At 67.9% G+C, this 25,987-nt stretch carries 22 protein-coding genes; 9 read left to right on the forward strand and 13 right to left on the reverse strand.

The features are described 5' to 3' along the window. Positions 1–188: 188 nt before the first annotated feature. The 7 genes from C7C56_RS22300 (at position 189) to C7C56_RS22330 (ending at position 8,239) form a co-directional block, all read left to right on the forward strand. The gene (locus tag C7C56_RS22300) at positions 189–1,067 is read left to right on the forward strand and encodes a CorC family transporter (RefSeq protein ID WP_106759558.1); all 879 of its coding nucleotides are present in this window, start codon (positions 189–191) and stop codon (positions 1,065–1,067) included. Then, positions 1,067–2,719 carry an apolipoprotein N-acyltransferase gene (lnt, locus tag C7C56_RS22305; protein WP_106759560.1) on the forward strand — a complete coding sequence of 551 codons (1,653 nt, stop codon included), beginning with the start codon at positions 1,067–1,069 and terminating at the stop codon, positions 2,717–2,719. Before C7C56_RS22300 ends, lnt begins: the two co-directional genes overlap by 1 nt. 99 nt (positions 2,720–2,818) lie before the next feature. Beyond that, on the forward strand, positions 2,819–3,736 hold the full coding sequence (gene glyQ / locus C7C56_RS22310) for a glycine--tRNA ligase subunit alpha (protein WP_106759562.1): 918 nt from the start codon (positions 2,819–2,821) through the stop codon (positions 3,734–3,736). A gap of 23 nt (positions 3,737–3,759) precedes the next feature. Further along, positions 3,760–5,844, forward strand: coding sequence for a glycine--tRNA ligase subunit beta (glyS, locus tag C7C56_RS22315; RefSeq protein WP_106759565.1), 2,085 nt, complete (start codon positions 3,760–3,762; stop codon positions 5,842–5,844). A 26-nt stretch (positions 5,845–5,870) separates the two neighbouring features. Continuing rightward, the gene (gene gmhB, locus C7C56_RS22320) at positions 5,871–6,434 is read left to right on the forward strand and encodes a D-glycero-beta-D-manno-heptose 1,7-bisphosphate 7-phosphatase (RefSeq protein ID WP_106759568.1); all 564 of its coding nucleotides are present in this window, start codon (positions 5,871–5,873) and stop codon (positions 6,432–6,434) included. A 102-nt stretch (positions 6,435–6,536) separates the two neighbouring features. Continuing rightward, positions 6,537–7,238, forward strand: a complete 702-nt coding sequence (locus C7C56_RS22325; RefSeq protein WP_106759582.1) for a lysophospholipid acyltransferase family protein — start codon at positions 6,537–6,539, stop codon at positions 7,236–7,238. A 41-nt stretch (positions 7,239–7,279) separates the two neighbouring features. Beyond that, positions 7,280–8,239 (forward strand): M48 family metallopeptidase, encoded by a 960-nt coding sequence (locus tag C7C56_RS22330; RefSeq protein WP_229458930.1) that lies wholly within the window; start codon positions 7,280–7,282, stop codon positions 8,237–8,239. A gap of 103 nt (positions 8,240–8,342) precedes the next feature. Here the strand turns inward: C7C56_RS22330 and C7C56_RS22335 are convergent, their stop codons facing one another. The 6 genes from C7C56_RS22335 to C7C56_RS22360 all read right to left on the reverse strand — a co-directional run bounded on the left by C7C56_RS22335 (position 8,343) and on the right by C7C56_RS22360 (position 14,441). Beyond that, positions 8,343–8,921, reverse strand: coding sequence for a YcxB family protein (locus C7C56_RS22335; RefSeq protein ID WP_229458931.1), 579 nt, complete (start codon positions 8,919–8,921; stop codon positions 8,343–8,345). A 50-nt stretch (positions 8,922–8,971) separates the two neighbouring features. Continuing rightward, positions 8,972–10,243 (reverse strand): lipid IV(A) 3-deoxy-D-manno-octulosonic acid transferase, encoded by a 1,272-nt coding sequence (waaA, locus tag C7C56_RS22340; RefSeq protein ID WP_106759572.1) that lies wholly within the window; start codon positions 10,241–10,243, stop codon positions 8,972–8,974. Then, the gene (gene waaC / locus C7C56_RS22345; protein WP_229458933.1) at positions 10,243–11,166 is read right to left on the reverse strand and encodes a lipopolysaccharide heptosyltransferase I; all 924 of its coding nucleotides are present in this window, start codon (positions 11,164–11,166) and stop codon (positions 10,243–10,245) included. The genes waaA and waaC overlap by 1 nt, the downstream gene beginning before the upstream one ends. Before the next feature lie 65 nt (positions 11,167–11,231). Next, positions 11,232–12,614: a phosphomannomutase/phosphoglucomutase gene (locus tag C7C56_RS22350; RefSeq protein ID WP_106759574.1), complete on the reverse strand. Its 1,383-nt coding sequence runs from the start codon at positions 12,612–12,614 to the stop codon at positions 11,232–11,234. A gap of 332 nt (positions 12,615–12,946) precedes the next feature. Then, positions 12,947–13,255, reverse strand: a complete 309-nt coding sequence (locus C7C56_RS22355) for an H-NS histone family protein (protein ID WP_106759584.1) — start codon at positions 13,253–13,255, stop codon at positions 12,947–12,949. A gap of 91 nt (positions 13,256–13,346) precedes the next feature. After that, positions 13,347–14,441, reverse strand: a complete 1,095-nt coding sequence (locus tag C7C56_RS22360) for an MraY family glycosyltransferase (protein ID WP_106759575.1) — start codon at positions 14,439–14,441, stop codon at positions 13,347–13,349. 397 nt (positions 14,442–14,838) lie between these two features. Between C7C56_RS22360 and C7C56_RS22365 the strand changes: the two genes are divergently transcribed. Continuing rightward, on the forward strand, positions 14,839–15,699 hold the full coding sequence (locus C7C56_RS22365) for a symmetrical bis(5'-nucleosyl)-tetraphosphatase (protein WP_106759576.1): 861 nt from the start codon (positions 14,839–14,841) through the stop codon (positions 15,697–15,699). Between the two features lie 7 nt (positions 15,700–15,706). Here C7C56_RS22365 and C7C56_RS22370 read toward each other — a convergent pair whose 3' ends face one another. The 6 genes from C7C56_RS22370 to C7C56_RS22395 all read right to left on the reverse strand — a co-directional run bounded on the left by C7C56_RS22370 (position 15,707) and on the right by C7C56_RS22395 (position 20,597). Beyond that, positions 15,707–16,444, reverse strand: coding sequence for a lysophospholipid acyltransferase family protein (locus tag C7C56_RS22370; RefSeq protein ID WP_229458932.1), 738 nt, complete (start codon positions 16,442–16,444; stop codon positions 15,707–15,709). A 30-nt stretch (positions 16,445–16,474) separates the two neighbouring features. Then, positions 16,475–17,782 (reverse strand): dihydroorotase, encoded by a 1,308-nt coding sequence (locus C7C56_RS22375; RefSeq protein WP_106759586.1) that lies wholly within the window; start codon positions 17,780–17,782, stop codon positions 16,475–16,477. An 11-nt stretch (positions 17,783–17,793) separates the two neighbouring features. Beyond that, on the reverse strand, positions 17,794–18,759 hold the full coding sequence (locus tag C7C56_RS22380) for an aspartate carbamoyltransferase catalytic subunit (protein WP_106759577.1): 966 nt from the start codon (positions 18,757–18,759) through the stop codon (positions 17,794–17,796). An 88-nt stretch (positions 18,760–18,847) separates the two neighbouring features. Further along, positions 18,848–19,357 carry a bifunctional pyr operon transcriptional regulator/uracil phosphoribosyltransferase PyrR gene (pyrR, locus tag C7C56_RS22385; protein ID WP_106759578.1) on the reverse strand — a complete coding sequence of 170 codons (510 nt, stop codon included), beginning with the start codon at positions 19,355–19,357 and terminating at the stop codon, positions 18,848–18,850. After that, positions 19,338–19,775, reverse strand: a complete 438-nt coding sequence (gene ruvX / locus C7C56_RS22390) for a Holliday junction resolvase RuvX (RefSeq protein WP_106759579.1) — start codon at positions 19,773–19,775, stop codon at positions 19,338–19,340. The genes pyrR and ruvX overlap by 20 nt, the downstream gene beginning before the upstream one ends. Before the next feature lie 165 nt (positions 19,776–19,940). Then, complete coding sequence (locus C7C56_RS22395; protein WP_106759580.1) at positions 19,941–20,597, reverse strand: YqgE/AlgH family protein; 657 nt, start codon at positions 20,595–20,597, stop codon at positions 19,941–19,943. Positions 20,598–20,837: 240 nt separating this feature from the next. Between C7C56_RS22395 and C7C56_RS22400 the strand changes: the two genes are divergently transcribed. Continuing rightward, on the forward strand, positions 20,838–22,295 hold the full coding sequence (locus tag C7C56_RS22400; protein WP_106759581.1) for a cryptochrome/photolyase family protein: 1,458 nt from the start codon (positions 20,838–20,840) through the stop codon (positions 22,293–22,295). 277 nt (positions 22,296–22,572) lie between these two features. On the opposite strand, the gene C7C56_RS22405 is transcribed toward C7C56_RS22400, so the two are convergent. Then, positions 22,573–25,987: hybrid sensor histidine kinase/response regulator (locus tag C7C56_RS22405; protein ID WP_146204607.1), on the reverse strand; the 3,415-nt coding region annotated here is incomplete at its 5' end.

Consider the following 25,987-nt stretch of genomic DNA (forward strand, 5'->3'; position numbering starts at 1 on the left):
CCGCGGCGCCCGCCCCGGCGCCGGCGGCACAGCCGGCGGCGCAGCCGGCGCCCGAGCCGCGCAGCTAGCCGCGCGGGCCGTGTTCCGGCGGCCAGGGCGGTGCGCAACCCATGCGCACCGCCCAAAAAACGGGCAGTCGCGGTTTTGGTGTATCCTATACCTTATCGCAACAACGGCTCACGCCAACTATGCCAGAGCACCCTACGGACGTCCGATCCGACGTCAAGCAACACCGGTCACTGTTTGAACGCCTGACCGCACTGATCTCCCCCGAGCCCGAAAACCGCGCCGAACTGCTCGAAGTCCTGCACGACGCGCACGAACGCAACCTGATCGACGCCGACGCGCTGTCCATGATCGAGGGGGTGTTCCAGGTCTCGGAACTGTCCGCGCGCGACATCATGGTGCCGCGCTCGCAGATGGACGTGATCGACATCTCCAAACCAATCGAAGACTGGATGCCCTCCGTGCTCGCCACCGCGCACTCGCGCTTTCCGGCCGTCGACGGCGAACGCGACAAGGTGATCGGCATCCTGCTCGCCAAGGACCTGCTGCGCTACTACGCGGAGGAAGAGTTCGAGGTGCGCGACATGCTGCGCCCGGCCATCTTCATCCCCGAGTCCAAGCGCCTCAACGTGCTGCTGCGCGACTTCCGCGCCAACCACAACCACATGGCGATCGTGGTCGACGAGTACAGCGGCGTGGCCGGCCTGATCACGATCGAGGACGTGCTCGAGCAGATCGTCGGCGACATCGAGGACGAATACGATTTCGACGAGGAGGAGGACAACATCCTCTCGATCAAGGAGGGCCTGCACGGCCCGCGCTGGCGCATCAAGGCGCTCACCGAGCTTGAACAGTTCAACGCCGAACTGGGCACCAACCTGCCCGAGGACGACGTCGACACCATCGGCGGGCTGGTCGCCAACCACCTTGGCCGCATGCCGCACAAGGGTGACGAGTTCACCATCTCGGGGCTGCGCTTCGAGGTGCTGCGCGCCGACGCGCGCCAGATCCACGTGCTGCTGGTCGAAAAACTCCCCCCCGGCCAAGACGACCTGCTCTGATGCTGCGCAGGCTCCGCACCGCCCCGACCGAGCCCGTTGCCCCCGTCCGGTCCGCGCGCGGCACCGCGCTGCCGATGCTGTTCGCGTCCCTGGCCGGCGCCGCCAGCGTGCTCTCGCTCGCGCCGGTCGGCTGGTGGCCGATCCAGTTCCTCACCTTCGCCTTCTTGTTTTACCAGGTCGGCATGGACACCTCGGTGCGCCGCAGCACCCTGGTCGGCTGGGCCTTCGGCTTCGGCTGGTCGGTGGCCGGCATGCACTGGCTGTACATCGCGCTGACCCGCTTCGGCGGGCTGGCCGCGCCGCTGGCGGTGGTCGCGCTGTGCCTGCTGGGCACGTACATGGGCCTGTTCGGCGCGCTCGCCACGGGCGCGGCGACCTGGCTGCGGCGGCGCTGGTCGCTGCCGGTGGCCGCCTTCGTGCTGCTGGTGCTGCCGTTCTGCTGGGGCCTGTCGGAATGGATGCGCGGCTGGGTCTTCACGGGCTTCCCCTGGGCCGCCTCGGGCTACGCCCACAACGGCGCGCCGCTGGGCGGCTTCGCGCCGCTGGTCGGCGTGTATGGCATCGGCGTGCTGGCCGCGCTGTGCGGCGCCTGCCTGGTCATGCTGACCCAGCGCCGGCGCGTGGCCGCGGTCGGCATCATGGCGGCGCTGCTGGCGGGCGGCCACGCCCTGCGCATGGTCGAATGGACCCACCCGCAGGGAGCGCCGATCAGCGTGCGCCTGGTGCAGGGCAATATCTCGCAATCCGAAAAATTCACGGTCGAACACCTCGGCAAGATCCTCGGCGTCTACCACGACCTGGTCACGGCCGCGCCGGCCGACCTGATCGCGACACCCGAGACGGCGATCCCGATCTTCCCGCACCAGCTGCCCGAGGGCTACCTCGAGGGCATGGCCGCGTACGCGGGCCGGACGAACAGCCACCTGCTGCTCGGCATTCCGCTGATGGACCCCGACGGGCGCTACACCAACAGCGTGCTCGGCATCGCCAGGCACGTGCCGCCGTACCGCTTCGACAAGGCGCACCTGGTGCCGTTCGGCGAGTTCGTGCCGCCCGGCTTCCGCTGGTTCATCGACCTCATGCGCATCCCGCTGGGCGACAACAAGCGCGGCGCGCCGCTGCAGGGCGCGTTCGCGGTCAAGGACCAGCTGGTGCTGCCCAACGTCTGCTACGAGGACGTGTTCGGCGAGGAGATCGCCCACCAGCTGCGCAGCGCCGCGCGCCCGGCCACCATGCTGCTCAACGTCTCGAACCTGGCCTGGTACGGCGAATCGGTCGCCATCGCCCAGCACCTGCAGATGTCGCAGATGCGCTCGCTCGAGACGGGCCGCCCGATGCTGCGTGCGACCAACACCGGCGCGACCGCCGTGATCGACGCGCGCGGCGAGGTCCAGGCCCGGCTCGCGCCCTACGTGCGCGGCACGCTCGCGGCGACCGTGCAAGGCATGGCCGGCATGACGCCGTACATCCTGCTCGGCAACTATCTGCTCCTCGCGCTCGCGGCGCTGTCCTTCGCGGCCGCCTGGCTTTTGGGCCGGCGCTACCGCACAAGTTCCGAAAAAAATTCCGAGAAAAGTTCAGAGCAAAGTTCCGAAACAAGTTCCAAGACAAGATCCAAAACAAGCCTTGATACCGCGTCAAAAGTGGCGTAGTTGTCACATCGGCCACCAGAGGCCACCCGAAACCCGCTAAAATTGGTCGTTTTAGCAAACTCACTTTGCGCGGCGCGCCTGCGCGCCGGCCACCCCACGATGCTCACATTTCAACAAATCATCCTCACGCTGCAAACCTACTGGGACAAGCAGGGTTGCGCCCTGCTCCAGCCGTACGACATGGAGGTCGGCGCCGGCACCTTCCACACCGGCACCTTCCTGCGCGCGATCGGCCCCGAGCCCTGGCGCGCGGCCTACGTGCAGCCCTCGCGCCGCCCCAAGGACGGGCGCTACGGCGAGAACCCGAACCGCCTGCAGCACTACTACCAGTACCAGGTGGTGCTCAAGCCGGCGCCAGAAAACATCCTCGACCTGTACCTCGGCTCGCTCGAGGCGCTCGGCCTGAACCTGCAGCAGAACGATGTGCGCTTCGTCGAGGACGACTGGGAAAGCCCGACCCTGGGCGCCTGGGGCCTGGGCTGGGAGGTCTGGCTCAACGGCATGGAGGTGACCCAGTTCACCTACTTCCAGCAGGTCGGCGGGCTCGATTGCAAGCCGGTGCTCGGCGAGATCACCTACGGCATCGAGCGCCTCGCGATGTACCTGCAGGGGGTCGAGAACGTCTACGACCTGGTCTGGACCGAGTGGGAGGAGAACGGCGTCAAAAAATCGCTGAGCTACGGCGACGTGTTCCACCAGAACGAGGTCGAGCAATCGACCTACAATTTCGAGCACGCCAACACCGAGCTGCTGTTCGCCCAGTTCGCCAACCACGAGTCCGAGGCCAAGCGCCTGGTCGCGCTCGAGCTGACCCTGCCCGCCTACGAGCAGATCATGAAGGCCTCGCACAGCTTCAACATGCTCGACGCGCGCGGCGCCATCTCGGTCACCGAGCGGGCCGCCTACATCGGCCGCGTGCGCACCCTGTCGCGCCTGGTGGCCCAGGCCTATTACGACTCGCGTGAAAAACTCGGCTTCCCGATGGCGCCCGCCGCCGCCGCCCGACCCGCCGCCTGATTAAGAAAAGAACCAAAACGAACATGAACCACACACTACTCATCGAACTGCTGACCGAAGAACTGCCGCCCAAGGCGCTCGCCAAGCTCGGCGCCGCGTTCGCCGCCGGGATCGAGGCCGGCCTGCGCTCGCGCGACCTCCTCGAGGCCGACAGCGTCGCCACCGGCTACGCCACGCCGCGCCGCCTCGCCGTCTCGATCACCAATGTGCGCGCCGGCTCGCCCGACAAATCGATCCGCGAAAAAGTGCTGCCGGTGAGCGTTGCGCTCGACAAGGACGGCAACGCCAGCGCCCCGCTGCTCAAGAAACTGGCCGCCATGGGCCGCCCGGACTTGCGCGTGGCCGACCTCGAACGCGCCGCCGACGGCAAGGCCGAGAGCTTCTTCACCACCTACACCGCGCCCGGCGGCGCGCTCGCGGGCGGCCTGCAGGGCGCGCTCGACGAGACGCTGGGCAAGCTGCCGATCCCCAAGCTGATGAGCTACCAGCGCCCCGACGGCGCCACCGTGCAGTTCGTGCGCCCGGCCCACAAGCTCGTCGCGCTGCACGGCGCCGCCGTGGTGCCGCTGCGGGCGCTCGGCCTGGCCTCGGCCAACGTCACGCTCGGCCACCGCTTCCTGGCCAGCGGCGCCATCACGCTCGAACACGCCGACGGCTACGCCGCCGCGCTCGAGCAACAGGGCAAGGTGATCGCCGCGCCCGCGGCGCGCAAGGAAAAAATCCGCGCCGCGCTGCTGGCCGCCGCCGGCGCCGACCAGGTGCTGATGCCCGAGGCCCTGCTCGACGAGGTCGCGGCGCTGGTCGAGTGGCCGGTGGTGTACGCCTGCAATTTCGAGGACAGCTTCCTGGCGGTGCCGCAGGAATGCCTGATCCTGACCATGCAGACCAACCAGAAATACTTCGCGCTGACCGACGCCGCCGGCAAACTGCGCTCGCGCTTTTTGATCGTCTCCAACATCGCCACCGACGAGCCGCGGCACATCATCGGCGGCAACGAGCGCGTGGTGCGCCCGCGCCTGTCCGACGCCAAGTTCTTCTTCGAGCAGGACAAGAAGAAGACGCTCGCATCGCGCCTGCCGCTGCTGGCCAACATCGTCTACCACAACAAGCTGGGCACCCAGGCCGAACGCGGCGTGCGCGTGGCCAAACTGGCCGGCGCGATCGCCGCCCGGCTCGGCTACGACGTGGCGCTGGCCGAACGCGGCGCGCTGCTGGCCAAGGCCGACCTGGTCACCGACATGGTCGGCGAATTCCCCGAGCTGCAGGGCATCATGGGCACCTACTACGCGCGCCACGACGGCGAGCACGACGAGGTGGCGCTGGCCGCCTCCGAGCACTACCATCCGCGCTTCGCCGGCGACGCCCTGCCCTCGACCCCGACCGGCACCGCCGTGGCGCTGGCCGACAAGCTCGAGACCCTGGTCGGGATCTGGAGCATCGGCCTGCAGCCGACCGGCGACAAGGACCCGTTCGCGCTGCGCCGCCACGCCCTCGGCGTGCTGCGCATGATGCTCGAAAAACGCCTGCCGCTGGCCATCAGCGCCCTGCTGCAGGACGCCGCCGCGCCGTTCGCCGGACGCGCCGGCTTCGCCGACCCGGGCGCGGCCGTCACCGCCTTCATGCTCGAGCGCCTGCGCGGCATCCTGCGCGAGCGCGGTTTCTCGCCCAACGAGATCGAAGCGGTGCTGGCGCAAAACCCGGACCGCCTCGACGACATCGTGCAGCGCCTCGACGCGGTGCAGGCCTTCGCCGCGCTGCCCGAGAGCGCCTCGCTGGCCGCCGCCAACAAGCGCATCACCAACATCCTCAAAAAATCCGACGCCGCCAGCGGCGAGGCGTCCGAGGCGCTGCTGCGGGAGGACGCCGAGCGCAGGCTGTTCGCCGCGATCGCGCGCGTGCGCCCGCAGGTGGACGCCGCCTTCGCCGCCGGCGACTTCGCCGGCACCCTCAAGACGCTGGCGCAGATGCGCGACGACGTCGACGGCTTCTTCAACGACGTGATGGTCAACGCCGACGATGTCGCGCTGCGCAACAACCGGCTCGCGCTGCTGTCGTCGCTGCACGCCATGATGAACCGGGTGGCCGACATTTCGAAGCTGGCCGTCTAAGCGAAACCACCAAACCGGGAGACAGCATGAAGATGATCATCCTCGACCGCGACGGCGTCATCAACCACGACTCGCCGGCGTTCATCAAGTCGCCGGCCGAGTGGGTTCCGATCCCCGGCTCGCTCGAGGCGATCGCGCGCCTGAACCAGGCCGGCTACCGCGTGGTCGTCGCCTCGAACCAGTCGGGCATCGCGCGCGAACTGTTCGACATGCAGATGCTCAACGCGATCCACCACAAGATGCACACCCACGCGCAGCAGCTCGGGGCCGACGTCGACGCGATCTTCTTCTGCCCGCACGCGGCGGTCGACAACTGCGACTGCCGCAAGCCCAAGGCCGGCATGTTCGAGGAGATCGCCAAGCGCTTCAAGGTCAGCCTCAAGGGGGTGCCGACCGTGGGCGACTCGCTGCGCGACCTGCAGGCCGGCTACATCAGCGGCTGCATGCCCTACCTGGTCTTGACCGGCAAGGGCCAGAAGACCCACGAGACGGGCGGGCTGCCGCCGGGCACCCAGGTGTTCCCCGACCTCGCCACGATGGTCAACGTGCTGCTCAAGACCGCCGGCGCGGCCGCCCACATACCGATCTGACCCCGATCCGCCCCTGATTCGACCCAGTCCACGATCCGCCCCACAAAATATTCGGAGAATTACTTGCGTACCACCGTACTGTTCCTGCGCTCCCTGCTGTTCATGATCATCATGACGCTCGCCACCATCATCTGGACCTGCGTCTGCTTCCTGGCCGCCCCGCTCCCCTACAACAAGCGCTTCTGGGTCACCTCGCGCTGGAACGTGTTCGTGATCTGGCTGGCGCGCGTCCTGTGCGGCATCCGCTACCAGTTCAAGGGCTACGAGAACCTGCCCGACGCCCCCGCCATCCTGCTCTCGAAGCACCAGTCGGCGTGGGAGACCATCTTCCTGCTGCCGAACATGCGCCGTCCGCTGGTGTACGTGTTCAAGAAAGAGATCCTGTACATCCCGTTTTTCGGCTGGGCCATGGCGCTGCTGCGGATGATCCCGATCGACCGCAAAGAGGGCAAGAACGCGTTCAAGCACGTCGTCGAACACGGCAAGCGCCGCCTCGCCGACGGCCAGTGGATCATCATGTTCCCGGAGGGGACCCGGATCCCGGTCGGCCAGAAGGGCAAATACAAAAGCGGCGGCACACGATTGGCGATCGAAACCAATGCGGTGGTGGTGCCGATCGCGCATAATTCAGGCGAGTGCTGGCCCAAGCAGTCGTTCATCAAACGCCCCGGCCTGGTGACCGTCTCGATCGGCAAACCGATATCGCCCGACCAGCACACTCCCGACAGCATGATGCAAGAGGTCGAAAATTGGATAGAATCAGAAATGCGCGTCATTTCGCCCCACGCCTACAGCGCTGGCTAAGCGGTCTTGGCGCCATGGTTCGTGCAACACCGACGCAAAACATGACGCCCAAGACCGACACCCAACAACTCGAATTATTCGCGCAGGATTTTTTCGCGGCCCTTGAACCGGTCGCAAAAAAACCGTCGCCGCCGCAACCGCTGTTCAAGGCCCCGCCCGCGCCGCCGCGCGTGCTGCCGGCGCCACCGGCCGCGCAATCGCCCACGCATTTGCCCACGCATTTGCCCCCGCATTTGCCCCCGCATCTGCCCGATGCGCCCGCGGTGCCGATGCGCCGCATCGAGCTCGGCCCCCACAAACTCGAATTTGAATTGCGCCGCTCGACGCGCCGCTCGATCGGCTTCATGATCGACGACAGCGGCTTGCGCGTGACCGCGCCCAAACGCATCACGCTGGCCGAGATCGACAACGCGATCCGCGCCAAGCAGGGCTGGATCTTGAGTAAATTGTCCGAGCGCGGCGAACGGCGCGCGGCGCGCCAGCAAAAGCCGCCGGTTGCCTGGGTCGACGGCGCCGAGCTGCCGTTCATGGGCGCGCAGATCACGCTGCGGCTGGTGCCGGCCGCGCGCAGCCATTGCAATTTCGACGCCGAGCTGCGGGTGCTCACGGTGGGCGTGGTCGAGGGCCTGGCCGAGCACCAGTTGCAGGAGCGCGTGCGGATCTGGTTCCAGGCCGAGGCCAAGCGCCTGTTCGCCGAACGGCTCGACCTGTACGCCGCGCGCCTCGGGGTCGGCTACAGCGCCTTCGCGCTGTCGTCTGCGGGCACGCGCTGGGGCTCGTGCACGACCGGGGGCAGCATCCGCCTGAACTGGCGCCTGATCCACTTTTCGCTGCCGCTGATCGACTACGTGGTCGCGCACGAGCTGGCGCACCTGCGCGAGATGAACCACAGCCCGCGCTTCTGGGCCACGGTGGAGTCGGTGTATCCGGATTACGACGGCGCCAGGGCCGCCCTGCGCACCCGCTCGCAGGAGCTGCCGGTGCTGTTTCCGGCCGCTTAGCTTGTCGCCTGGCCGGGCGCCTGGTGGGGCACTGGCTGCGCGCCTGGGCAAGCGGCTAGTTGAGCGCCTAGTTGAGCGCCTGGTTGAGCGCCTGGTTGAGGGCCTAGATGAGCGCGTGGTCGGCGCTGCCGGCCGGCGTGTGCAGCGACGACGCGAAGCCGGCCATCACGGCCGCCTGCTCGCGGCTAAGGCAGCGGTACGGAATCGGCAGCGTGCCCTGTTTCAGTATCACCATGAAGCCGCGCGAATAGGTGCGGATCGCCTTGACGTCGTCCCACTTGACCAGCGACACGCCGCCCTTGCAGGCGCGCACGATGCCATGCTCGTCGAAGGTGAACTCGTAGGTGCGGCGCGCGCGGCGTTGGGTGACGAAATTGAGCGCCGCGAACGAGGTGCTCACGGCCAGCATGGCGTAGGTGGCGAGGCGCCCCATGCGGCGCCGGCGGATGATGTAGCGGCCGTGCTGCCACATGAAACTGACGTATTCGGGCAAGGCGTAGCGCACCGTGAAATTGAGGCTGCCATCGGCTTCGAGCACCGCGTTTTGGGCGGGCACGAGGCTCGTTTGCGCCGGCGGCGCCATGACGACATCGAGCGTGGCGGGTGCTGTTGTATCGCGCTGCACCAGCACGGCCACCGGCTTGCGGCTGCCGACCTGTCTGGGGTGATTGAACCAAAACATGCGCATTCCCTTTTGTTTATCGCCGACTAGAGGGATATGGTAACAAATTGTTAGTAGATCAAGGGGCGCAGCAATTCAAGCGTGCGCGCGGTCGCCCCCTTGTGCGCCCCCGCGAACGCCAGCGCGTGCCGCCCCATTGCCACACACGCGGCGGCGTCGCCTAGCAGAACGGCGCTTTGCGCCATCAATTGTGTGGCGTCCGCCACACACAGCGCGGCCCCGGCGTCGATCGCCCCGGCGGTCGCGAGCGCGAAATTGAAGGTGTGCGGGCCGACCAGCACCGGCTTGCCGAGGGCGCAGGCCTCGATCAGGTTCTGGCCGCCCAGGGGCAGCAGGCTGCCGCCCACGAACGCGCTATCGCAGGCCGCGTAATAGGCGAACATCTCGCCCATCGAGTCGCCCAGCAGCACCTCGGTGTCGTTCGCCACGCCGGCCTCGCCGAGCGTGGCGCGGCGCTGCAGGGCGAAGCCGCGCGAGCGCACCATGGCGGCCACCTCGTCGAAGCGCTGCGGGTGGCGCGGCACCAGCAGCAGCAGCATGTCTGGCGGGCGCGCGGGCATGGCGCCAAAGGCGTCGAGGATCAGCGCCTCCTCGCCTTCGCGCGTGCTGGCGCACAGCAGCACCGGACGCGGCCCGATCTGCGCGCGCAGCCAGGCCCCGGTCGCCAGCGCCGCCGGCGGCACCAGCACGTCGAACTTGATGCTGCCCGTGACCGCCACCCGCGGCGCGCCCAGCTGGCGCACGCGCTGCGCGTCGGCCTCGGTCTGCGCCACCACCAGCGTGATGGCGCGCGCGGCGTCCGTCATCAGGGTGCCGAAGCGCTGGCCGCGCCGCAGCGAGCGTTGCGACAGGCGCGCGTTGACCAGCGCCACCGGCACCGCGCGCGCGGCGCAGGCGGCCACCAGGTTGGGCCAGACCTCGGTCTCCATCAGGATGCAGATGCGCGGCGCGAAATGGACCAGGAAGCGGTGCGTCATGAAGCCCGTGTCGTACGGCAGATAGGCCTGCACCAGCCGGGCGCCGTGGCGGGAGAACAGCTGCTCGCCGGCGGCGCGCCCGGTCGGGGTCATATGGGTGAGCAGGATGCGGCTGTCGGGCCAGGCCAGCATCAGGGCGTCGATCAGCGGCTCGGCCGCGCGCGTCTCGCCGACCGACACCGCGTGCACCCAGATCGTGTGCATGCCGGCGCCGCGCGGCCCGTAGAAGCCGAGCCGCTCGCCCCAATGCGCGCGGTAGCCGGCCTCCCTGCGTCCGCGCCACCATAGGCGCGCCAGCACCAGCGGCAGCGCCAGCCACCACATCAGCGAATACAAGGCGCGCATCAGGCGGCGGGCCTTAGTCGTTCCACGGCGGCGAGCACCTCGGGCACCGACGGCGGCGCGCCAAGCTCGCCCAGGTTGATGATCAGGGGCGACCAGTTGCCCTCGGTCTTCCACCTGGGCGAGTCGCAATACAGTTCGATGGTCGGGCGCACGAAGGCGGCCGCGATGTGGGTCAGCCCGGTGTCGACCCCGACCGCCAGCGCAGCGTGGCGCGCCAGCTCGACCGCCTCGAGCATCGACAGCTTGGGCAGCACGCGCGCGTTCGGCAGTTGCCGCGCCAGCGCCTCGGCCTCGGTTTTTTCAAGCGCCGAGCCCCACGCCAGCAGCACCGGCAGCGGCGCCAGCGCCCGCCCCAGCGCGACCCAGTTGGCGGGCGCCCATTTTTTGGCGTCGCGCGCGGTGCCATGGAAAAAGACGGCGTAGTCGGCGGCCGGCAGAAAGCCGGGCCGGCTGCCCGCGCCGGGCGCCGGCAGGCCGAAGTCGGCCGGGTGGTCGGCGCTGTAGCCGAGCGCCGCGGCGGCCACCAGCCGGCCGCGCGCGACCGCGTGGGTGCGTGGGTCGAGCGCGATGCTCCTGGTGTGGAACAGGCGCGAGACGCCCTCGTAGCCGGAGCCCTCGCTGCCGTTCGCCAGCCCCACCTTTTGTCCGCCCGGCGCGAGCCGCGCCGCGCCCATGATGACGCCGGTCTTGAGCAGGCCCTGGGTGTCGAACACGTAGTCGTAGCGCTGTTCGCGCAGGCCGCGCCAGAACGCGCCGATCTCGGCGCGCGTGGCCTCGCTGGCGAGGCTCTTGCGCCAGCGCCGCAGCGCGAACGGGATGATTCTGCGCACATGGGGATTGAGCCGCACCAGGCTCACATAGCCCTCCTCGACCACCCAGTCGATGTTGGCGTCGGGATGGCGGCGCAGGATGTCGGCCACCATCGGCAGGTTGTGCAGCACGTCGCCGAGCGACGAGACGCGCACCAGCAGGATGTTGAGCGGCGGTTTCAGAATGGCAGCTCCGCGTCGGGTTTGGCGGCCACGATGGCGCGCCGGAACTCGCCCTGGATGCGGCGCAGCGCGGCGCCCGACTCGGCCTCGAACCGCATCACCAGCACCGGCGTCGTGTTCGACGAGCGCGCCAGTCCGAAGCCGTCGGCGTACTCGACCCGCAGGCCGTCGATGGTGATGATCCGCTCGGCGCCCGGGAAGGTGGTGTCGGCGCGCAGCTGGTCGACCAGCGCCACGCTTTCGCCCTCGAGCAGTTGCAGGTGCAGCTCGGGCGTGCTGTCCGATTGCGGCAGGCTGTTGAGCAAGGCCGACGGGTCCGGCACCCGCGTGAGCAGCTCGAGCAGGCGCGCGCCCGCGTACATGCCGTCGTCGAAGCCGTACCAGCGGTCCTTGAAGAAGATGTGGCCGCTCATTTCGCCGCCCAGCGGGGCGCCGGTCTCGCGCATCTTGGCCTTGACCAGCGAATGCCCGGTCTTCCACATCAGGGGCCGGCCGCCGTGCCGCGCGATCCAGGGGCCGAGGTGGCGCGTGCACTTGACGTCGTACAGGATCTGCTGGCCCGGATGGCGCGCCAGCACGTCGGCCGCGAACAGCATCATCTGGCGGTCCGGGTAGATGATCTGGCCGTCCTTGGTGACCACGCCGAGGCGGTCGCCGTCGCCGTCGAAGGCGATCCCGATTTCGGCGTCGGTCTCGCGCAGGCAGCGGATCAGGTCCTGCAGGTTCTCGGGGTGGGCCGGATCGGGGTGGTGGTTCGGGAAGGTGCCGTCGACCTCGCAAAACAGCTCGGTGACCTCGCAGCCCATGCTGCGATACAGTGCGCCGGCGAAGGCGCCGGCCACGCCGTTGCCACAGTCGAGCGCGAGCTTGATCGGGCGGGCGAGCTTGACGTCGCCGGCGATGCGGGCCAGGTAGTCGGGGGCGATGTCGTGGGTGCCGTAGCTGCCCCCGGCGGCCGGCGCGGCGCCGTCGTCGGCGACGATGTCGTGGTACAGCGCGAGGATGGCCGCGCCGTGGATCGCCTCACCCGCCAGCACCATTTTGAAACCGTTGTAATTGGGCGGGTTGTGGCTGCCGGTGACCATGATGCCCGAGCGCGCGCCGAGCACCTCGGTGCCGTAATAGACCATCGGCGTGGCCACCATGCCGAGGTCGATCACGTCGACGCCGGCCGACTGCAGGCCGGCGGCCAGCGCGGCGGCCAGTTCGGGGCCCGACAGGCGGCCATCGCGCCCGATCACGACGCGCGTCTCGCCCCTGGCCAGCACGGCGCGGCCGAAGGCGCGCCCGAGCCGCCTGGCTACGCCGGCGTCGAGCGTGCTGTCGATCACGCCGCGGATGTCATAGGCCTTGAAGATTGTTTTTGAGAGAGCGAGCATGGTTGTTCACCTGTAAAAGGACTCCGCGCGGCAACGGGCCGCGCGGCAATGCGACCTTGTCGTGCCGGCCGGGTGGATTTGGGGCGATTGTACGATTAAAACGGGACGGTGCGATTGTAGCGCCTGGCGGGACGCTTGAATACGCCGAATCTTGCCGATGGGAATTCGCGGGGGACGGGGCGGGCCGTGCATCAACGCAAAAGGCGGCGCGGGGCGGCGGAAAACCGCCAGCTGCCCGCGCCGCCTGTTTGGCAGTACGTGCTTATAGGCTGCTGCTTACTGTTTACTGCTTACTGCTTATTACAAATTGCCGATTGCCGATCGCGGATCGCTTACACGCGCAGCTTGTCGATCGACTTGCCGCCTTCGACCCATTCCTTGACCCACTTAGGCTGGCGGCCGCGGCCGGTCCATTGTTGGGCCGCATTGTCCGGGTGGCGATAACGGACCGCAACGGTTCCGGTCTTGGCGCGGATGCCGGTGCCGATCAGATCTTTCAAAGGTACGCCGACGCTTTGGGCGATCGCGAGGATTTGCTCGCGTGCTTTGGCGACTTCCTGGTGCTCGCGCTTTTTCATTTCTTGTTTGATTTGGTCTTGCAGGTTGCGCAGATCACCGACTGACATATTTGACAGATCCATCATTATTCCTTTGAAGTGGGTTGGGGGAGTACTTACATCATTAAGTGAAATCTCACTAATTGTCGCAATATACTACATCCACGCAATTATGTTAGCTCTTCTTGCGAACAATCATCCAACGCGGCGACTTAAACCGAACAATACGCGCATAAAGCCACACGTAGCTGATAACGAACAATAAACAGAAAAAAATCAATACCCCGGTATGCCGCCAGAACAGCGTGGCCGGGATAACCGCCATCAGCGACAGCAGCCACAGATAGGGCGAGGTCAGCGAATTACGCCGCATCAGCGCGCGCGCCTCCTCCGGGCCCACCGCCCATTGCACGATGCGCCGGAAGATCAGGCTGTGCAGATGTATTCCATCGGCCATCACCGGTGATTTCCCGCGCAAAAACAGGCGGCGCCAGGCCGAAAACAGGGTTTCAAATACCGGATAGATGAGCAATAAGGCGGCGTACCAGGTCGACACCTCGGGGTTGCGCATCGCCAGGGCCAATGCGAGCTCGCCCAGCATGAAGCCGATGAAATACGCGCCACCGTCACCGAGGAAGATAAAGCCGACCGGGTAATTCCAGATTAGAAAGCCGGCGATCGCGCCCGCCACGGTCAGCGCCGCGACCAGCACAAAGGCGTCGCCCACCTGCAGCGCGACATAAGCGAGCGATATCAGCATGCAAATGGTGACCACACTGGCCAATCCATTGAAGCCGTCGATGATATTGACGGCATTCGCAATTCCGGCCACCGCCAGCATGGTTATCGGCAGGCTTATCCACCAATAGGCGATCAGCCAGGTGCCGAATGGGGTGTCGATCCGGTCGAGTTTCGCGTCGAGCAGGAAATAGGCGAGCAGCGCCGCCGCCATTGTCACCAACAGGCGCCGCAGCGCGCTCACGCGGCCCGTGTAGTCCTCGACGATTCCGATCAGGAAGGCGCAACTGGCGCACAATAACAGCGATAATACCCATTCGCGGATCGGCGGCAGGCGCCAGATAGCGATGCCGGCCCCGATAACCACCGCCAGGTATATCGACAGGCCGCCGATGCGCGCCACCTCGTGCGCATGGACTTTTTGCACGCCGATGAAATCGGCATCGAGCGCCGGGCCATGCAGCCGGACCTGCTTGATTACCAGCAGCGTCAGCAGCGCGGAAAAAATGAAACTCACAAAAAACGAGAACATGGTTTTTTTATGCTGGCTAATCGGGGAAACGGCGCATGGCCGGGCTGGCCGCGGAGCCGGCCAAGCTGCGATTGTAGCGGAGCGTCGTAACTTTTTTTTAACGTTACATCAATGAGCACCAAGCATTGCAATCGCACATATCACTATTCGCAGGGCAATTTTTATCGCGCTGTCCCGCCTGCAATCAAAGGGCGGAAATTCGGTCCACCTCGAATCACAATCAACCGGCGGTGCGCCCTCTGTCATTGTTATATAACAAGGTATTAACGATTGGACCATGCAGGATTGAGCCAGATCAATTAACATGGCGCGCGCGCCCGGCCCCCTCCTATAATGTCGCCGGCGCGAGCCTGCACCGCCCGCCATTCCCAACGCCACGCACCGGATCGCAGCACACATGAAAACTTACGTAATTGGCGACCTGCAAGGCTGCGCGCACGAAGCCCAGGTCTTGCTCAACCGGATAGCCGACGATGCCGGGGGCGCGGCGCGGATCGTGTTCGTGGGCGACCTGGTCAACCGCGGCCCCGCCTCGCTGGAGGCCCTGCGCCGCGTGCGCGCGCTGGCCACGGCCGGCGGCGGGCGCTGCGAGGCGCTGCTGGGCAACCACGACCTGCACCTGCTGGCGGTGGCCGCCGGCGCGCGCGCGCCGTCGCGCTCGGACACGCTGGACGAGATCCTGGCCGCGCCCGACCTCGCCGAACTGGTCGACTGGCTGCGCCGGCGCCCGCTCGCGCTGCTGGTCGGGGGCCACCTGCTGGTGCACGCCGGGGTGGCGCAGCAGTGGAGCGCGGCGCAGACGCTGGCACTGGCCGGCGAGGTCGAGGCGGCGCTGCGCGGGCCCGGCTGGATCGAGCTCCTGCGCGCGATGTACGGCAACGAGCCGGCGCGCTGGGACGATTCGCTGACCGGCATGGCGCGGCTGCGCTGCATCGTCAACGCGCTCACCCGGATGCGCCTGTGCGCGCCCGACGGCAGCATGGATTTCGAGCAAAAGGACACCACCGAAAACGCGCCCGGCGCCGTCGCCGCGGGCCTGCTGCCGTGGTTCGAGCTGCCCGGGCGCCGCAGCGCCGACGTCACGGTGGTGTTCGGCCACTGGTCGGCGCGCGGCCTGTTCATGCGCGACAAGGTCATCGGCCTCGACAGCGGCTGCGTGTGGGGCGGCCAGCTCAGCGCGGTGTGCCTCGACGACCGCGCCTTGCTGCAGGTCGACTGCCCCGAATACAAAAACCCGGGCGGTAAAAAGAAGGATTAGCCCCGAGCTATTCGGCCTGGCCGAGCGCGCGCGCGATCGCGCCGCGGGTGGCCAGCGCCAGTTCGCGCCGGTGCGCGCCGCCGCTTTCGATCGCGGGCAGGCGCGTGAGCTGCGCGTGGATCGCGCCGGCCGAGAGAATCGCGTCCAGGCTCTGCGCAAACGTCATCTCGCCGAGGTACTCGACCGCCGGATGGGGCGCGCCGCCGGCGTCGAGGTAGCGCAGCGCGACCGGCTGCACCGGCACCCCGGCGTCGATCGCCGCCTCGAACAAGTTGGCGTGGAACGGCAGCAGCGCGCCCTGGGCCGCCGTGGTCCCCTCGGGGAACAGGGCGACCCGCTCGCCGCTCTCGAGCGCGGCGACGAGCGCCTTGAAGATCTGGCGCAGCTCGCGCCGGCTGCCACGGGCGATGAAGATGGTGCCGGCGCGCGCGGCCAGCCAGCCCAGCGCCGGCCAGCCGCGGATTTCGGACTTGGCCACGAATTGGGACGGGTGCAGCGCGTTGATGACGAAGATGTCAAGCCACGAGACGTGGTTCGCCACCACCAGGGTGCCGGTGAGCGCGGGCGCGCCGGCGGCCGGCGCGAGCGTGACCCGGCACAGCCCGAGCAACTGGCGCGACCAGCGCTGCACGTAGCGCCCGCGGCGCGCCGGCGCGGCCCACGGGAACAGCAGCGCGCATGCCGCCATGCCCCCGAGCACGTGCAGCACGAGGCGCAGCAGGCGCAGGCGGACCCGGAGTTTCAATTCGCGGTCAACAATCAGCGTTCAGTTCAATCAGCGCTCGAAGGCGAGGCGCCCGCCCACGATGGTCGCCCTGACCTGCCCCGCCAGCTCGTAGCCAAGGAAGGGCGTGTGCTTGCCCTGGCTGGCCAGCGCGCTGGCCTGGACGGTCCAGCGCGCCCCGGGGTCGAACACGACCACGTCGGCGGCGGCGCCGACCGCCAGCTGGCCCGCCGCCAGACCCGCCACGCGCGCCGCGTCGATGGTGATCTTGGCCAGCGCGCGCGCCAGCGGCGTGGCGCCGCCGCCGGCGCCGCCATGCTGGCCGCGCGCGTAGTCGTCGGCCCACTTGAGCGTGAGCGAGAGCAGCAGTTCGAGCCCGGTGGCGCCGGGCGAGGCCTCGCCGAACGGCAGCAGCTTCTCGTCGTCGTCGACCGGGGTGTGGTCCGAGCAGATGGCGTCGATGGTGCCGTCGTACAGGCCGGCGCGGATCGCGTCGCGGTCGCGCTGGCTGCGGAACGGCGGCGTCACGCGCGCGTTCGAGTCGAAGAAGCCGATGTCGGCGTCGGTCATGTGGATGTGGTGCACGCCGACGTCGCAGCTCACGCGCAGGCCGTCCCTCTTGGCCGCGCGCACCAGCTCGAGGCCGGCCGCCGACGACATGCGGCACAGGTGCACGCGCGCGCCGGTGGCGCGCATGAGCTCCAAAATGGTGTGCAGCGCGATCGTCTCGGACATCACCGGCACCCCGGCCAGGCCCAGGCGCGACGCCAGCGGGCCGCTGTGGGCGATGCCGCCGCGGCCGATGTGCGGGTCCTGCGGGCGCAGCCAGACCGTGTAGTCGAACGTTTTGGCGTACTGCAGCGCGCGCAGCAGCACGTTGGTGTCCTCGAGCGGCACCTCGGCCTGCGAAAAGCCGATGCAGCCGGCCTCGGTCAGCTCGGCCATCTCGGTCAGCGCCGCGCCCTTGAGGCCCATGGTCAGCGCGCCCAGCGGGTGCACATGGGCCTGTTGCAGCTTGTTGGCGCGGTGGCGCAGCATTTCGACCAGGCCCGACTCGTCGAGCACCGGGTCGGTGTCGGGCGGGCAGATCAGGCTGGTCACGCCGCCCTGCATCGCCGCCTGCATCTCGGACTTGAGCGTGGCCTTGTACTCGTAGCCCGGCTCGCGCAGGCGCGCCGACAGGTCGACCAGGCCGGGCGCGACCACCAGCCCGGCCGCGTCGATCACCCGGTCGGCCACGAAGCCGGCCGGCGCGGCGCCGACCGCGGCCACCCTGCCGTCGGCGATGTACAGGTCGTGCGGCGCGTCGATGCCGTTGGCCGGGTCGACCAGGCGGCCGTTCTTAATGTGTAGTTTCATCGCTGCCTGCTTCATCCCTGGGTCCCCGCCACAATGCTCATCACCGCCATCCGCACCGCGATCCCGAACGTCACCTGCGGCAAAATCACCGCCTGCGGGCCGTCCGCCACCGCCGAATCGATCTCGACCCCGCGGTTCATCGGGCCCGGATGCATCACGATCGCGTCGGGCTTGGCCAGCGCCAGGCGCTCCGGGGTCAGGCCGTAGCTCTTGAAGTACTCCTGCGCCGACGGCAGCAGCGCGCCCGACATGCGCTCGTTCTGCAGGCGCAGCATGATGATCACGTCGACGCCCTTGAGGCCCTCGTCCATGTTGGTGAACACGCGCACGCCCATCTGCTCGAGCCCGCCCGGCAGCAGCGTGTGCGGGCCGATCGCGCGCACCTCGGGCACCCCGAGCGTGGTCAGCGCGTGGATGTCGGAGCGCGCCACGCGGCTGTGCAAAATGTCGCCGACGATCGCCACCGTCAGGTTGGTGAAGTCCTTCTTGTAGTGGCGGATGGTGTACATGTCGAGCAGGCCCTGGGTCGGGTGCGCGTGGCGGCCGTCGCCGGCGTTGACCACGTGCACGTGCGACTGTTTGGTGTCGATCAGGTGCTTGGCGATCAGGTAGGGCGCGCCCGACTGCGCGTGGCGCACCACGAACATGTCGGCGTGCATGGCCGACAGGTTGTCTATCGTGTCGAGCAGCGACTCGCCCTTGCTCGCCGAAGAGGCCTGGATGTTCAGGTTGATCACGTCGGCCGACAGGCGCTTGGAGGCGATCTCGAAGGTGGTGCGGGTGCGCGTGGAGTTCTCGAAGAACAGGTTGAACACGCTCTTGCCGCGCATCAGCGGAACCTTCTTGACCTCGCGGTCGGAGATCCCCACAAAGCTGCTGGCGGTGTCGAGGATGTGGTTGACGATGGATTTCGGCAAGCCTTCGATGCTGAGCAGGTGCTGAAGTTCGCCGTGTTTGTTCAATTGCGGGTTGAGCATGGTCGTCTTTATTGGGGAAGGTGTTTTTTCGTGCTTTTTTATTATTGTTTTGAGCGCTGTTTTCTACTGCCGCCAACTGCTGCGCCCGTCATTCTATCGTGAGCGTGAGGCCGCCGTCAGCATCGCGTTGCAAGGCCAGCGACCCGGCCGCGCCGAGCGCGACGCGGGTGGCGACGAAATCGGCCGCCACGGGCAGCTCGCGCCCGCCGCGGTCGGCCAGCGCCGCGAGCATGATGCGCGCCGGGCGGCCGTAATCGAACAGCACGTTGATGGCCGCGCGCGTGGTGCGCCCGGTGTAGAGCACGTCGTCGACGAGCACGATGTTGGCGGCGTCGACATCGAAGCCGATCTGGGTCGGCTTGACGTCGGGGTGCAGGCCCTTTTTGGCGTAGTCGTCGCGGTAGAACGAGACGTCGATGAAGCCGAGCCGCCCGCCAAGGCCGAGGTCGGCGGCGAGGCGTTCGGCCAGCCAGGCGCCGCCCGAATGGATGCCGACGATGGCGGCGTCGGCCACGCCGTCCAGGCCGTGGCGCACCTGCCCCAGCAATTGCTGGTAGAGGGCTTCGGCGTCGAGTTGTTTATTGTTGTCTGGCGTCATGGTGGGAGTCATCGTCAAAGTACTGTTGCAAAATAATGGCGGCGGCCTGGTCGTCGATGACCTGGCCGCGCTTGCCGTGGATGACGGCCGAGGAATAGCGTTCGTCGACCAGCGTGACCGGCAGCGCGAAGCGCCCGTGGAGCTGGTTGGCGAAGCGGCGGCAGCGCAGCGTCATCTCGTGCTCGGCGCCGTCGGGGTGGAACGGCTCGCCGACGACCAGCCGCGCGGGGCGCCACAGGTCGATCAGCTCGCCGATCTGCTTGAAACGGGCGGCGTTGTCGATCGCCTTGACCACGGCCAGCGGCTGGGCCTGCCCGGTCAGGGTGTTTCCCATGGCGATGCCGATGCGCTTGATGCCGAAATCGAATCCCAGCACGATCTCGACCACGGGCGGGGCCGGCGGCGCGCCCTCAAGCATGGACCGCCCCGCACGGGCATTGCGCACACGGGCATTGCGCACACAGGGATTGCGCATGCAGGGATTGCGCACACAGGGATTGCGCACGGCGGCACTGCGCACACGTGAATTGCTCACACGTGAATTGCTCACACGTGAATTGCTCACAAAGGTATTGCTCACACATCAGGCATGTCCGGCCTCGGAGGCGAGCATCATCGGGTCGATGCCCAGCAGTTTGATGGCGGCGGTGTAGCGTTCCTCGATCGGCAGGTCGAACAGCACGTGGGCGTCGGCGCCCACGGTGAGCCAGTCGTTGGCGCCGATTTCGTCCTCGAGCTGGCCCGGGCGCCAGCCCGAGTAGCCGATCGAGACCAGCAGGCGCTGCGGGCCGTCGCCGGCGGCGACCGCCTCGAGCACGTCGATCGAGGTCGTGAACGCGACCTCGTCGGTGACGGTCAGCGAGGACGAATAATGCGCGCCCGGCGTGTGCAGCACAAAGCCGCGGTCGTCCTGGACCGGGCCGCCGAACATGATCGGCTCGTTGACGATGGGCATGCGCAAGCCGTCTGCGAGCTTGAGGTCGATGCGCTCGAACAGGATTTCCATGGTCATGTCGGTGGGCTTGTTGATGACCACCCCGAGCACGCCCTTGTCGTTGTGCTCGCAGACGTAGACCACGCTGCCGACGAAGACCTGGTCTTTCATCGCGGGCATGGCAATGAGGAAATGATTGGCGAGGTTGAAATCGGAGGCGGCGCCGGCATGCTGCCCGAGCTGCCCGCCGACGTCGGGGGAAGGGCCCGCGGCGGGCAGCGATTTGCCGATTTTGCTATTCTTCATACGCGTCACTCTCTCATGGTCGATCACGGGTTTGTTCTGGCAGCCGGCAGCGTGCTTGGAATGCGTGGCTGAAATCGCGGCGGGGAGGAGCGCAAAGGCTGTTCCGGCGGCTGTTCCAGCGTGATTTTCTCATTAGTTTACACTGAATCGCGGCCACCACCATTTGCGGCGCCAGGTTGCGCGCAGCTTATGGGATGGTAATGGTAAATATTCCTTAAGGTATTGATTTTGCACACGACAATGAAATACAACAAATCGCTCGTCTGGTTCCGGCGCGACCTGCGCGCCTTCGACCAGGCCGCGCTGCACCACGCGCTCATTTCGTCGAACGCGGTCCATTGCTGCTTCATCTTCGACCGCGACATCCTCGACGGCCTGCCCGCCGCCGACCGGCGCGTGGCCTTCATCCACGCCTGCCTGCAAGAGCTCGACGCCGAGTTGCGCGCGCTCGGCGGCCAGTTGATCGTGCGCCACGCGCGCGCCGCCGACGCCGTCCCGCAACTGGCGGCCGAACTCGGGGTCGACGCCGTGTTCGTCAACGGCGACTACGAGCCGCAGGCGATCGCGCGCGACGCCGCCGTGGCGGCCGCGCTGGCGCAGGCCGGGATCGCCTTCGAAAGCCACAAGGACCAGGTCATCTTCGAAAAGCACGAGGTGCTCACGCTCGCCGGCCAGACCTTCTCGGTGTTCACGCCTTACAAGAACGCCTGGCTCAAGCGCATGGCGGCCGAGCCGATGTGCGTGGCGCCGTGGCCGGTCGAGCCGCACGCGCGCCGGCTGGCGCCGCCCATGCCCGGCTCCGCGCTGCCGAGCCTCAAACAGATCGGCTTCGGGCCGTCGGCCGGGGTTCTGCCGGGCATCCCGGCCGGCATGTCGGGCGCGGCCACCCTGTTCGAGGACTTCCTCGGACGTATGCCCGACTACCGCCACGCGCGCGACTATCCGGCCGTCAAGGGCCCGTCGTACCTGTCGCTGCACCTGCGCTTCGGCACCGTGTCGGTGCGCCACCTGGTGCGCACCGTCAACGAACTGGCCGCGCGCGGCGCCGGCGGCGAGGGCGCGCCGGTCTGGTTGTCCGAGCTGATATGGCGCGAGTTCTACGCGATGATCCTGTTCCACCACCCGCGCGTGGTCGACCATGCGTTCAAGCCCGCCTACGACGCGATCCGCTGGGAGGCCGGCCCCAAGGCCGAGGCCGATTTCGCCGCCTGGTGCGAGGGCCGCACCGGCTATCCGCTGGTCGACGCGGCGATGGCGCAGCTGAACCAGAGCGGCTACATGCACAACCGGCTGCGCATGGTCACCGCCTGCTTCCTGGTCAAGGACCTGGGCATCGACTGGCGCTGGGGCGAGCGCTATTTCGCGCTGCACCTCAACGACTACGACCTGGCCTCGAACAATGGCGGCTGGCAGTGGGCCGCCTCGACCGGCTGCGACGCCCAGCCCTACTTCCGGATCTTCAATCCGGTCACCCAGTCCGAGAAATTCGACGCCGCCGGGCGCTTCATCCGGCGCTACCTGCCGCGGCTCGACGCCCTCGCCGAACGCGAGATCCACGCGCCCTGGACGGTGCCGCCGATGCTGCTCGAGCACAAAAAAATACGGCTCGGGATGGATTATCCCGAGCCGATCGTGGCGCACGACGAGGCGCGCAAGCGCACGCTGGAGCGTTACGCGGTGGTCAAGGCGGCGGCCTAGTCCTCCTAGCGGTCTTGCGGTCGACGAGGATGAATCCGGACATGATGAGAATGCGTGCTTGGGGAGACGATATTTTTTAATGCCACGGCCAGTTTTAGTGCGGAAAACGCCGCTGACTTCGGCCCGCGAAAGCGGGGTGAGGCGGGCGGCGAGCCTAATTTTCGCATGACCCCGCGAAAAAAAAGGCTGGGCGCCCCCCTCACGACCCCGGTTTCTCTCGCAGCACCAGAACGCTATCGATCCGACTTCGATTGCGGACCAAAGGCCGACAGGCTGCCTAGTTCTCCGTCTGCACCGGCACCTCGTTGCCGAGCAGGCCGGCGATCGCCGCGAGCAGCACGTCCTCCTGGAACGGTTTGCCGAAGTAGGCGTTGACGCCGAGGCCGATCGCGTAGTTGCGGTGCTTGTCGGCCGTGCGCGATGTGATCATGATGATCGGCACCTCGCGCGTCTTGACGTTGTCGCGGATGTTGCGGGTCAGGTCGAAGCCGTCCATGCGCGGCATTTCGATATCGACCAGCATCAGGTCCGGCGTCGACTCCTGCAGGTGCTCGAGCGCGTCGACCCCGTCCTTGGCCAGCATCACCTGGTAGCCTTCGCGCTCGAGCAGGCGCTGGGTGACCCTGCGCACGGTGAGCGAATCGTCGACCACCATGACGACGGTGTCGCGGATGCGCTTTTTCTGCGGCGCCGCCACCACGGGCGCGGCCGCGGTTTGGCCCGCATCGACCGCATCGGCCACGCCGGGCGCCGCGCCGGCGGAGTCGCCATCGTGGGCCGCCGCTGCCGCTTCGGCCGCCGGGGCGGCCTTGCGCGGCTGCTGCGCGATGTGGTGCGACAAGTCGACCGGATTGAGAATGAGCACGATCTCGCCGGAACCGAGCACGGTGGCGCCCGAAATGCCGGCCATGCGCGCGAGCTGCGCGCCGATGTTCTTGATGACCACCTCGCGGTTGCCCGGCACGTCGTCGACCTGCACGGCGAGCCGGTCGGTGCCGCTCTTGAGGATCAGCACCGGGCACGAGCGCTGCGCGATCGGACGCGATTCGGCGTCGCCGAGCAGGGTCGGCAGGAAGTGCAGCGCGACCTCCTCGCCCTGGTAGCTGACGAAACCGGCGGCGTGGGCCGCGTTGACGGCGGCCTCCTTCATCTGCAGCACCTGCTCGACCAGGATCGACGGCATCGCGTAGGTCTTGCCGCCGCTGGTGGTGAGCACGACCTGGGTCACCGACAGCGTCAGCGGCAGGCGGATGGTGAAGCGCGCGCCCTTGCCGAGTTCGGTGGCGATGTCGACCCGCCCTCCCAGGGCCTGCGCCTCGGAGCGCACCACGTCCATGCCGACGCCGCGGCCGGCCAGTTCGCTCAGCGCGTCGGCGGTCGAGAACCCCGGTTCGAAGATCAGGTCGGCGGCCTGGGCGTCGGTGACCTCGGCGCCGATCTCGAGCAGGCCTTTTTCGCGGGCCTTCTCGCGGATCCGGTTCAGGTCGAGGCCGGCGCCATCGTCGGTGAAGGCGATGACCACCTCGTTGCCCTGCTGGCTGACCTGCACCAGCAATTCGCCGGTTTCGTCCTTGCCGTTCTGGCCGCGCTTTTCGCGCGACTCGATGCCGTGCACGATCGAGTTGCGCAGCAGGTGTTCGAACGGGCCGGCCATCTGCTCGAGCACGCTGCGGTCGATTTCGACCGTGCCGCCGCGGATGTCGAGGTTGACCCGTTTGTCGAGCTCCTTCGCGCTCTGGCGCGCCACCCGGAACAGACGCTCCGACAGGCTCGAGAACGGCACCATCCGCACCCGCATCAGGTCGCGCTGCAGGTCGCGCGTCAGGCGCGACTGGATGATCAGGTCGCCGGTGGCGACATCGACCGTGCGGCCCAGGCTTTCGTGGAACGAGCCGACGTCGTTGACGCTCTCGGCCATCATGCGCGTCAGTTCCTGCAGGCGCGTGAAGCGGTCGAATTCGAGCGGATCGAATTCGCGCTCGCTCGAGATCGACATGCGCGAGGAGATCTGCGATTCGGCCTGCATCTCCACTTCGCGCAGCTGGCGGCGCAGGCGCGCCAGATTCTCGGAGAAGTCAAGCAGCGAGGACTTGAGCGTGGCGACCTGGGTCTCCAGTTTCGAGCGCGTGATCGAGACCTCGCCGGCCTGGTTGACCAGGCGGTCGAGGATGTCGGCGCGCACCCGCACCAGCGGGGTGCGCGCCTGCGCGGCGTTGGCGTCCTCGACCGTCTTGGCCGCCTGTCCGGGCACGGCGGCGCCGTCGGCGTCCTCGGCCGGCGCGTTGGCGGTTGGATGCTGCAGTTGTTCGAACAGCAGCAGCGCGTGGTCGTAGTTGGCCAGCAGGTCGTCGAACGCGGCCGGCAGCGTGGTGCCCGCGTGGACCATGTTCTCGATCTGCGTTTCGATCTCGTGCGCGTGCTGGCCAAGGCGCATCGCGCCGGCCATCCGGGCGCTGCCCTTGATCGTGTGCAGATTGCGCAGCAGCATCTGGACCGGCGTCTTGTCGACCGGCGACTGCTGCCACTTGCGCAGCAGGTTGCCCAGTTCGGGCAGCAGGTCGGTCGCCTCCTCGATGAACACCGGCAGCAGGTCGGCGTCGAGGTCGTCGCTGTAGACGGTGCCCAGGGCGACCGACTCGGGGCCGCTCGCCGACGCGCTGGCGGCGGCGGTGGCCGCGACCACGGCGGCCGCCTCGGCCGCCGCCTCGGCCGCCGAGGCTGCCGCAGCGGCGGCGCCGGAAGCGCCGGACGACACGCGTTCAGGCCCGGCCAGCGGCCAATGCGAATCGGCTGGCGTTTCGGGTTCGCGCTGCGAAATGAGCTCGGGGACGAGTTCCTCCCCGGGCTCGACCAGGGCCTCGACCGGCTCGGCCTGGTCGATCAGTTCGGGGACCAGCTCCGGCTCGGGCGCCGCGGCCGCGTCGATGGCTTCGTCGATGGCTTCGTCGCTGGCGTCGTCGATGGCTTCGTCGCTGGCTTCGTCGCTGGCTTCGTCGCTGGCTTCGTCGCTGGCTTCGTCGCTGGCTTCGTCGGCCGCCTCGTCGAGCACCGCATGGTCGCTGTCGCCGTAGACGGCGCCGGTGACCTGCGAGGCGAGCTGCTCGCGCAGCTTCTGCAGGTCGAACACCAGCGCGGGACGGGCCTCGGCGAGCTCGCCGTTGGCGAAGCGCTGCAGCATGTCGAGCGCGCTGACACGGGCCGTGTCGAGCAGGTCGCGCTGGGCGTCGTCGAGCACCGGCGACGGCGGCGAGAGCACCTTGAGCGCCATTTCGAGCGCGTACGCGACTTCGCGCAGCGCCTTGAAGCCGACCGTGGCCGAGGTGCCGGTCAGGGTGTGGGCCGCCTTGATCGCTTCCGGCGTGGCCGCGCGCAGCGGCTCGTGGCGCCACTCGCTGAAATCGCGCTCGAGCACGCGCATCAATTCGTCGGTTTCGGCGAGGTAGATGTGGAACAGCGGCAGCGGGATTTCGATCTCGCCGATGCGCTTCATGCTGTCGTCGGTCGAGACCGAGGGCTGGGTGCCGGCGAGGAATTCGATCACGTTGGCCGGGGCCCCGCGCAGCGCCGCGGCGGATGCCTCGGCGGCAGCTTTCCGGGCGGCGCCTTCCTGGTCGGCGACCTCCTGGGCTTGCGCGGCGGCCATGGCCGCGTTTGCGGCTGCCTGCGTGGCGGCGGCTTCGGCGGCGGCGGCG

Source organism: Massilia glaciei (genome assembly GCF_003011895.2).
Taxonomy (GTDB): domain Bacteria; phylum Pseudomonadota; class Gammaproteobacteria; order Burkholderiales; family Burkholderiaceae_D; genus Telluria_A; species Telluria_A glaciei.